Annotated in this window: 5 protein-coding genes and 1 pseudogene; 3 read left to right on the forward strand and 3 right to left on the reverse strand. The window is 33.2% G+C overall.

All coding sequences use genetic code 11. The features are described 5' to 3' along the window. Window positions 1-256: hypothetical protein (locus tag ACWVCY_RS12290; protein WP_455143123.1), on the reverse strand; the 256-nt coding region annotated here is incomplete at its 3' end. Window positions 257-415: 159 nt separating this feature from the next. On the opposite strand from ACWVCY_RS12290, the gene ACWVCY_RS12295 reads away from it, so the two are divergent. From ACWVCY_RS12295 to ACWVCY_RS12305, 3 genes are all read left to right on the forward strand, one after another. Further along, complete coding sequence (locus tag ACWVCY_RS12295) at window positions 416-5,263, forward strand: ATP-binding cassette domain-containing protein (RefSeq protein WP_455143124.1); 4,848 nt, start codon at window positions 416-418, stop codon at window positions 5,261-5,263. Next, window positions 5,260-6,285 carry a hypothetical protein gene (locus ACWVCY_RS12300; protein ID WP_455143125.1) on the forward strand — a complete coding sequence of 342 codons (1,026 nt, stop codon included), beginning with the start codon at window positions 5,260-5,262 and terminating at the stop codon, window positions 6,283-6,285. Before ACWVCY_RS12295 ends, ACWVCY_RS12300 begins: the two co-directional genes overlap by 4 nt. 96 nt (window positions 6,286-6,381) lie before the next feature. Further along, window positions 6,382-7,251 carry a UPF0489 family protein gene (locus tag ACWVCY_RS12305; RefSeq protein ID WP_455143126.1) on the forward strand — a complete coding sequence of 290 codons (870 nt, stop codon included), beginning with the start codon at window positions 6,382-6,384 and terminating at the stop codon, window positions 7,249-7,251. A gap of 31 nt (window positions 7,252-7,282) precedes the next feature. On the opposite strand, the gene amrS is transcribed toward ACWVCY_RS12305, so the two are convergent. Next, window positions 7,283-8,323, reverse strand: coding sequence for an AmmeMemoRadiSam system radical SAM enzyme (gene amrS / locus ACWVCY_RS12310; protein ID WP_455143127.1), 1,041 nt, complete (start codon window positions 8,321-8,323; stop codon window positions 7,283-7,285). Between the two features lie 22 nt (window positions 8,324-8,345). Beyond that, window positions 8,346-9,099, reverse strand: a pseudogene (locus ACWVCY_RS12315) (hypothetical protein); the annotation flags it as partial.

Genomic DNA, 9,099 nt, shown 5'->3' on the forward strand with positions numbered 1-9,099 from the left:
AACCTACTACTAAGATTCCTATCCAAGCTATGAGCTTTATTACATTATCGCCTAAAGTAACAGGAAGATAAGGAGATAGGATAGGAATATTCTTAATGGCAATTAAAATGATTGAGCAACCCAATAATATTATAGCTCCGAGAATAAATAGTACTGATATGGCATAAAGAGGATTATTCCTGTTTAATGTTCCAGGTAAAATAAAAAATGCTGCAGCTAACAATAAAATATACATTATTGACTCTTTTTCTTCCATAAGACAAACCTTCCAAGAATTTAAACCAAATTATTTTAAATTCTATTTTTCTATCAGTTATTTCTATTTAGAATGGGAAATGATTCTTATTTACTCTATAAAAAAACCTTTTTAGCTATCTACGAATATAAATAGATAAGTTCATCTCTGGTGGTTTTTTTGAAATTATCGATTAAGGGAGCACGAGAAAATAATTTAAAAGGAATTGATCTTACCATTGATGAAGAATCATTATTATGTATCACTGGAATATCAGGAAGTGGAAAAAGCTCTTTAGTATTTTCAACAATTAATAATGAAGCCAAAAGACGAATGGCTGAAATATATGGTAAATCATTTCAACAGAGTACTCCAACAAAAGTAGATGAAATCATTGGTCTCAGGCCTGTTCTTGCTGTTGAACAAAATACCATTAATAGAAATCCATTATCATCCTTAGCTTCCGCATCAGGAATATACCCTTTTTTAAAAATTTTTTTTGTTAATTTTGGTGAAAGAGAATGCCCAACCTGTGGAAATGAAATTAGAATTCTCTCAAAAGATGAGATAATTAAACAGATAGAAACATTAAAAATTTCAGGAGATATTGCGATTGAAGTCCCCCTCATCAATAATTCCTTTGGTAGTCATAAAACTATATTATCCTATCTAGCAGAAGAATTTTCTTCAAAACAAATCCTCGTTGATAATGAAGCATATGATAAAAATCAATTGTTGAATCCTGATAACCCACATTATATTTCAGTCCTTTTTGATACAATTTCCAAAGAGGTTAAGCAGCAAGAAATTCGTTTATGTGTGGAGTCAGCATTAGGAATGGGGGGATCGACCTTAATTCTAAGATACCATGATAAAAGTGAAAAGTTAAGTGTTTCAAATATCTGCAGTGGATGTAACAAAATATTAACTGAAATTAAACCAAAACACTTTTACCTTTCTTGTTCTCAATGCCAAGGGAGTGGATGTGTCAGCTGTAGAAATTCTGGTCTTTTACCTGAAGTTGCTTCGATCACTTGGAATAATAGAAATATTCGAGAAATAATAGGTTTATCTGTTCAAGAGATGAATGAACTCATACAAGGCTCATTTATCCCAATTAATGCAGAGCGGTTGATTTCTGAGATTAAAAAACGATTATTGTCATTAATTAGTATGGGATTAGGGTACCTAAGTCTTGATAGAGCTTCTCCTAGTTTAAGTAGAGGGGAAGGCCAACGGGTTCAACTAGCTGTTGCGTTATCTAATAAACTGGAAGATTTATTATATTTAATGGATGAACCTACTATTGGATTAAGTAATTTTGATTTAATGAAGATTAAACCTATTTTCCGCCACTTAAAAGGAATGAAAGTAATGGTAGAACATGATAAGATGATGATAGCTTCTGCTGACCGTGTAATTGATTTAGGGCCTAAAGCAGGGGTTCACGGAGGAGAAATTATCTTTGATGGTGTTCCTTCAGAACTTTGGAGTGCAAAAACTATCACCGGATTAACTTTAAGCAAAGAAACCCAAAATAAAATGCAGTTAAAAGAAAAATTATACCATAATTATCTTACAATTGAAGGAATAACATTTAGATCATTTCATGATGTAAATATCAAGATACCATTACAAAGGTTTGTTGTTATAACCGGTCCGAGTGGATCAGGAAAAAGTAGTCTGGTAGAAGATATAATATATAAATCACTCTCCACACGAAAACCGCATGGATGTCGATCAATAACTCCTCAAATGAATTGTATTCTTGTTGATCAATCTCCTATAGGAAAAAACCCACGATCTAATCCTGCAACTTATACAAAGCTCTCCGATAAAATTAGAGATATATTTGCCCAAAAAACTTCCTTAACTGCCTCTCATTATTCTTTCAATAGACCAGAAGGAGCATGTCCTGAGTGTTCTGGACTTGGATCAATTGAGTATAAAATGCGTTATTTACCATCTTTTTGGATAAAATGTGATTCCTGTGGTGGACATCGTTTTTCTGATGAAGTTCTCCAAGAAAAAATTACTTTAGGTGAGAAAGCTTATAATATTGCTGATTTGTATTCGATGTCTATTGAAGAGGTTTTTACAGTTATTCAACAGACAAATTTATCTAAAAAATTAAAAATCGATACCATTCATGTTCTTCAGTCGTTGATTGACGTTGGGTTAGGTTATCTTACCTTAGGACAAGAATCACCAAGTTTATCGGGTGGAGAGGCCCAGAGAGTTAAACTAGCTAAGTATTTAAGCTTAAAAAAATTAGAAGAGAAAATCCTCCTTTTAGATGAACCTTCAACAGGCCTTTCAACGTATGATATCAACCATTTACTGACTATTATCAATACCCTAGTTCAAAAAGGTGCATCAGTGATCGTTGTTGAGCATAATAGTAATTTCATAAAGGCATCAGATTGGATAATTGATTTAGGACCTGGAGCAGGAGCTGAAGGAGGAAAAATAGTTTTTTCTGGAAAATATGAGGATTTTATGAAAAATAAAAATTCTGCAACGGTAATAGGATTAATTGAAGAACAATTGGTTGAACCAAAAGGAAAAATAGAACCCGCAAATGAATCTATCAAAGAATTACAAATTCATAATGCTTATGCGAACAATCTGAAAAATATCACTGTAAAATTGCCTAAAAATAAAATAAATATTATCACAGGGATTAGTGGTTCTGGAAAATCAAGTTTAATAAATGATATTCTTAATGCTGAAGCTCAGCGACGATATCTAGAAACATTATCTATGTATGAAAGACAAAGTATCAGAGAGGGACCATACGCACTTGTTGACGAGATTCAAGGCTTAGGAGTAGTAATTCATGTAGATCCTAGTAAAATAGGAAGGAGTTATAATTATAGATCAACTGTTGGAACTATGACTGAGATAGCACACCACCTCGCAGTTCTTTTTTCATTTTTAGGGGAAAATCAGTGCGAAAGGTGCCAAGAAGTAATGACTCGGAAAAAAGGTGTATGGGAATGTAAAAAGTGCAATATAATTCTTGAAATTCCCTCCCCACGTTACTTTTCACCAACTAATTATGCTTCTTCGTGTACAAGATGTCAAGGTATAGGTACAATTCAAGTTCCTGATCCCCAAAAGTTGATTATCAACCCAGAAAAACCATTATGTTCTGGGGCTATGTATTCTCCAGGTTTTTTTCCTAAAGGCTTTCTTTGTAAACCATATAATAGTGGTTATTACATTATACAAGCGGTTGGAAAAAAATTCGGGTTTAATCCTCATGAAACTCCATGGAATGAGATGAGTGAAGAAGCAAAACAAGCTTTTCTATTTGGCATCGCTGACCCTCTTACTGTAACCTTTGAAAATAGAAAAGGGGTTCAATATACTCGAAATCTTCTCTATAAAGGATTTTATTCTTTTATTGGAGATTGGGATATTGGAGGAACATATTCTGTATTTGAACCATGTCCACAATGTCAGGGAGAACGATTCCGACTGGAATACTTGAAAATTAAGGTACAAGAAAAAAGTATCAATGAATTATTAGAAAAACCCTTTTCAATTCTTTATCATATCCTTAAGGAACTAGAAAAACAAGAATTAGAGTATCCTGCAAAATATAGTCTTGAAATAATAATGAAAAGAATTAAATTTCTTATTACAGTGGGATTAGGGTACATTAATTGTTCACGAGTTGTCATGACACTTTCAGCTGGAGAAGCTCAAAGAATTAAGTTAGCAAGTATTCTGGGAGGAAGTTTATCAGGAGTTACAGTTATAATAGATGAACCATCAAGAGGCCTTCATCCTATAGAGATTGCTGCGTTAAACAATGCTTTAAGCGAAATTCGTGATCAAGAAAATACTGTGATAATTGTTGAACATGATCTAGATATTATAAGACATGGTGATTATATTCTCGAACTAGGCCCTGGTAGTGGGAGAGATGGAGGAAATATCATTTATCAAGGACTATTTTCAGGATATAAGAATTCTATCATTAGTAAATGGGTCTCTGCTGAGGCATCACTAGCCAAATATCATGTTCGGAGAAAACCTAAGAAGTGGCTAGAAATCCATGGAGCTCGTGAAAATAATCTTAAAACGGAATTGATCCGAATCCCCATGGGGGCCATAGTGGTTGGAATATGTGGATTAAGTGGATCAGGAAAAAGCACTTTGATTATAGATACACTTGGAAGAGCTTTAGCACCAAAAAAGATTACTACATCAGTTGCTTATGAACCAATTAGCCCAGGAAAACACGATAAAATTATCAATTCTCCAACAAAAACAATTATAATTGACCAGAGTAGAAAAGAGGTTTCATCCCCATTAAATTTTTTCGGATTATTAAAACCATTAATTAAAGAGTTTGCTAGATCACTCCAAGCAAAGTCATTAGGATTGTCTGAACAGCAATTATCAAAAAGATGTGATGTATGTAAAGGAGATGGTATTATTCGGATTGGTATGGGGTTTCTACCTGATGTCTTTTATGAATGTGATGTTTGTCAAGGTACAGGATTATCAGAAATACTTGAGATTAATTGTCATGGAGTTACAATAAAAGAATGTTTTGACATGTCTCTAGATCAGATTATAACAATTTTCCCACAATTAAAGAAATATCTTTCAGCTGCAATAGAATTAGGCCTTGGTTATCTTCATGTCAACCAACCTCGTCATTCATTATCTGGAGGTGAGTGTCAACGATTAAAAATTGCCAAAGAATTAGTAAAAAAATCCTCTGTTCTAGATATGCTGCTAATTTTAGATGAACCATCAATTGGACAATCTATGGAAGAAATAACCCTTTTAATGGAGTTGTTCTCTAGATTAATTAGAAGAGGTCATACTATCCTCGTTGTAGAACATCATCCTCACATACTAGCTGCGTGTGACTGGTTAATCGAGTTAGGACCCGAAGGAGGGCCAAATGGAGGATATATTATTGCAGAAGGAACACCAGAGGAGGTTAGTGAATCAAATACACCCACAGCTCCATATTTGAGAAAAGTATTGGAGAAAAAACAATGAAAATCACTCATTTATTATTAGCAGATCCATCTGTTAACCTACGAATAAGAGTCTTGACTGAATTATTAAATAGAGATCAGAACGATAATGAGGTCAAGGAATTAATACCTTATAGATTGGTAGATCCTTTAGTTAATGATTTACTATCTTCACAACTACCCAATGGATCATGGCCAAATCTTTTTCGTCTAAATATTGTATATACTGAACCATTGTATATCACCACTGCCATATTAATAAAATTAGGTTATATAGGAGTCCCCAAGGACCATCCCATAATTAAAAAAGCCATTGAATTTGTATTTTCCAATCAATTAGATGATGGATCATGGCCTCTTCCCCAAGAAAAGCTGGAAAGAAAAGACAGATATACAATGATACCTCTTCAAACCGCATTTCCTTTACGAGGAGTGGTGATGAATGATTATACCCATGATAAAAGAGCTAAAAAAGCGTTTGAATGGTTATTATCCAAACAATTATCCGATGGGGCTTTTCCAGCAGGTGAAGCAGGAGGAAATCCAGCATTCATTGCTGGTTACCGAAAATTGCCACATTCAAAACATGGCTGTCGTACAAATACAACTATGGCCCTTCTCTGTTTTGGAGTTCATAAAAAATACCGTGAAGAACCATTAATTATGAAGGCATTAGATCTTTTACTTGGAAGAGAAACAAGAGAAAGGAATTTGGTAGGATATGAGGTTGCTAGATATATCGGATTAGAACCAATAGCAGGGCATTTTACTTATTTTCAAAAATTTGATGTTGCACTCATATTGCATTTATGTTCATTATTTAAAACCAATTTGCAAGATAGCCGAGTACAAGATTTGGTTACATTTATTGAATCAACACGGAATCCATATGGATTATGGGAATATTCAAATCCTTTAGCTTCCCGATGGGTTACATTTGATATTCTAAATTCATTAAAAAATATTCATGAGGAAACCGAATGGATAAGTTATGAACCTCAAACTCCCTATCGGTCTTATCCACGACGAATCAAACGATTTTAATGAATTAATTAAGTAGAAATCAATTGATATTAACCTGCTTTCCAAATAACTAGATTTTTAATACGAACCACCATTTCAAAGAAACTTGGTGATGAAATGAGCTCCATCCCACTTTACATCATCGAAGAACATCATGAAGCATTCTTAATATGGTATAAGGCTATCCAAAAAAAACACCTTCCTGCCAAAAATAATACACTTTTACACGTTGATCATCATTCAGATATGCTGAAACCTATATTGAGGACATCTATTCATGAATTAACACTGGATGCACAGGAATTAAGACGATTTACGTATGAAGAATTAAAGATTGGTGATTTTATTTATCCTGCTATATATCAAGGGTTATTTAACACAATAATCTGGCTTCTACAACCAGATGAAATTGCAGTTCCTGCCCCTGCGAAAAAATATGTCTTAAGTACCTATTTAAATGAAGGGAAAATCTTCCTAATTAATCAAGTAAAGGCTTTTACCCCAAGGAGTGTTTCATTTATTCGTTATGACATAACAATTGAAGATACAATTAATCCCCCTCCCCAACCTATAGTTTTAGATATTGATCTCGATTATTTCTCTACTATGGGGTATCAGAATAATTTAATTCGATTAGAGATTACTCAACAACAATATGAGGAGTTTAATAATAATAAATACCATCCATTGAGATTTGAGTATCATTGCTTTACAGAACAAATAGAAGATCGATATTTCATGGTTTTTAATCAGAGTGAGGATATTGTTATTCGAAACAGTGGCCAGGTTTCCAATGATGAGATCCTAGAAAGAATTGATAAAATTTGTAAATGGTTAACAAAAAACCAGATTAGTCCTGCTATTGCTGTGATTTGTCGGGATAGTTATTCAGGATACATTCCAGCTGATCAAAGAGAGTTTATTGAACAAAATCTTTTAACTGCTTTAGAATCTCTTTATGATTTTCAAGTATTCTCTCTGGATTAGAGATAAAATAGCCAAAAAAAAGGAGAATTGATTAATTTGTTTTTAAAAACAGCCTCTCCCCACATGTCGGACATAATTTTGTATCTAAATCAAGAAAAAAATCGATTTTATATCCAGTTCTTTTAATTAAAACCTTTTTACAGTGAGTACAATAGGTATTTTCAAAAGGATGACCAAAAACATTGCCTAAATAAACATAAGATAATCCTTTTTTAATAGCAATGTTGTAAGCCCTTTCTAATGAAGAAACTGGAGTAGGAGAATGATCAAGAAAGTGATAATGAGGAATAAATTGAGTGAAATGCACTGGTATCATAGGATTAATTCCTAATATTTTCTCTGCAACTTCTTTATAGAATGTCACATCATCATTTACTGAAGGAATAATAAGACAGATGATTTCTATATGGATTCCCCTTCTAAATGCCTTTTCAATCGTTTTCCAGACCAAGTCCCCATTTGCCTGACAATATTTTTTTACAGAAGATATATTTCCCTTTACAGTGACGCTCATACCAGTTAATCCTGCATCAATGAGCTGGGTTAATGCTTCGGTAGTCATATAACCATTTGTCACAAACATTTTATAATAGGATTCATTTAATAAGTTAAAGATATCTATCGCATATTCTAGGGATAAAGTTGGCTCATTAAAGGATATAGAAACCCCATTTATTCGATTATCTATTTTTATTCTATTTACAATTTCCTCAGGGGGTAAAAAGATAGGTTTTAGTACTTCTGAGGGACAAGTTTTTGTTATTTCCCAATTTTGACACCAAGGACATGTAAAATTACAGGAAAAAGATCCTACAGTAGCTGCAAAGGAACCTGGATAATAATGGAATAATGGTTTTTTTTCAATAGGATTGACTGAAAAAGAAGAAACCATTCCATAATTAATCGTATAGAGAACTCCCCGTTCATTTTTTCTTGTTTTACAAAAACCCATTTTTCCATCTGCGATAATACATTGGCGTTCACATGTCTTACATTGAACTCTTAACTGACTTAATTGCTGATATAATCGTGCTTCTTTCTTGAATAGATTGTGCTTATCATTTAATCGCATAGTAATAATCCTAAATCCTTACTTATTCTTTTCTCCTTTTCAGAATTATAAAAGGTATTAAACTAAAAATTACACTAAATATAGGAGAAGAAACGGGTTGTGTTGTACTATCACTAGAAGAAGGAAATATTATTATTGAACCATCAACTTCAATTGACAGATCATCGATCCAATAAGTTCGTTCTGTTTCCCATGTTACAGATATTCCAAATGCAAAATAAATAATTGCATCAGACGAACTGGGGAGAATAAAGTTATTTTTGGTTAAACGATATTCTTTCCAACCAGCAACTTGTTCTGTATATCCGATTATTGTAAAATCTACTTCTTGTTTAGTTTCATTGGAGGTAGGTTCTATAGCTGCAATTGATGCAATAATTGGCCAATTATTAACAAAACTTTCCATATGAGACCAAACATGACCTTTAATAGTAAGGACGTGATCTGATGCTGAAATACCGATTTCAGAAGCCCTAATTTTAGCTAACAACCATATTGACCCATCATCCCCTCTTCCATCTATATGCACTTTTAAAGAATGGTTTCCATGATTAACAGGATTGTTTGAATCGTTTTCAACGATTTCAAACAAAGGATCGTCTGCAAGGGCTGGAAACCAGAATTTTGGTACAAACAAAGAAAACTCATTTTCCAGATATGAACCAGCAGAGAAAGTTTCAAAGGATTCAATACTATATGAGACTGCTCTTGCTTGAGAGAGTGAAATTATTACAATAAATAGAAAAAAAGAGAGTATTCCTCTTCGACTCAAAAAT

Source organism: Candidatus Hodarchaeum mangrovi (assembly GCF_975850365.1).

Bases quoted from the DNA above. Each gene is read 5' to 3' on its own strand.
- ACWVCY_RS12300 (WP_455143125.1), top strand. From the start codon at position 5,260: ATGAAAATCACTCATTTATTATTAGCAGATCCATCTGTTAACCTACGA.
- ACWVCY_RS12305 (WP_455143126.1), top strand. From the start codon at position 6,382: ATGAGCTCCATCCCACTTTACATCATCGAAGAACATCATGAAGCATTC.
- amrS (WP_455143127.1), bottom strand. From the start codon at position 8,323: ATGCGATTAAATGATAAGCACAATCTATTCAAGAAAGAAGCACGATTA.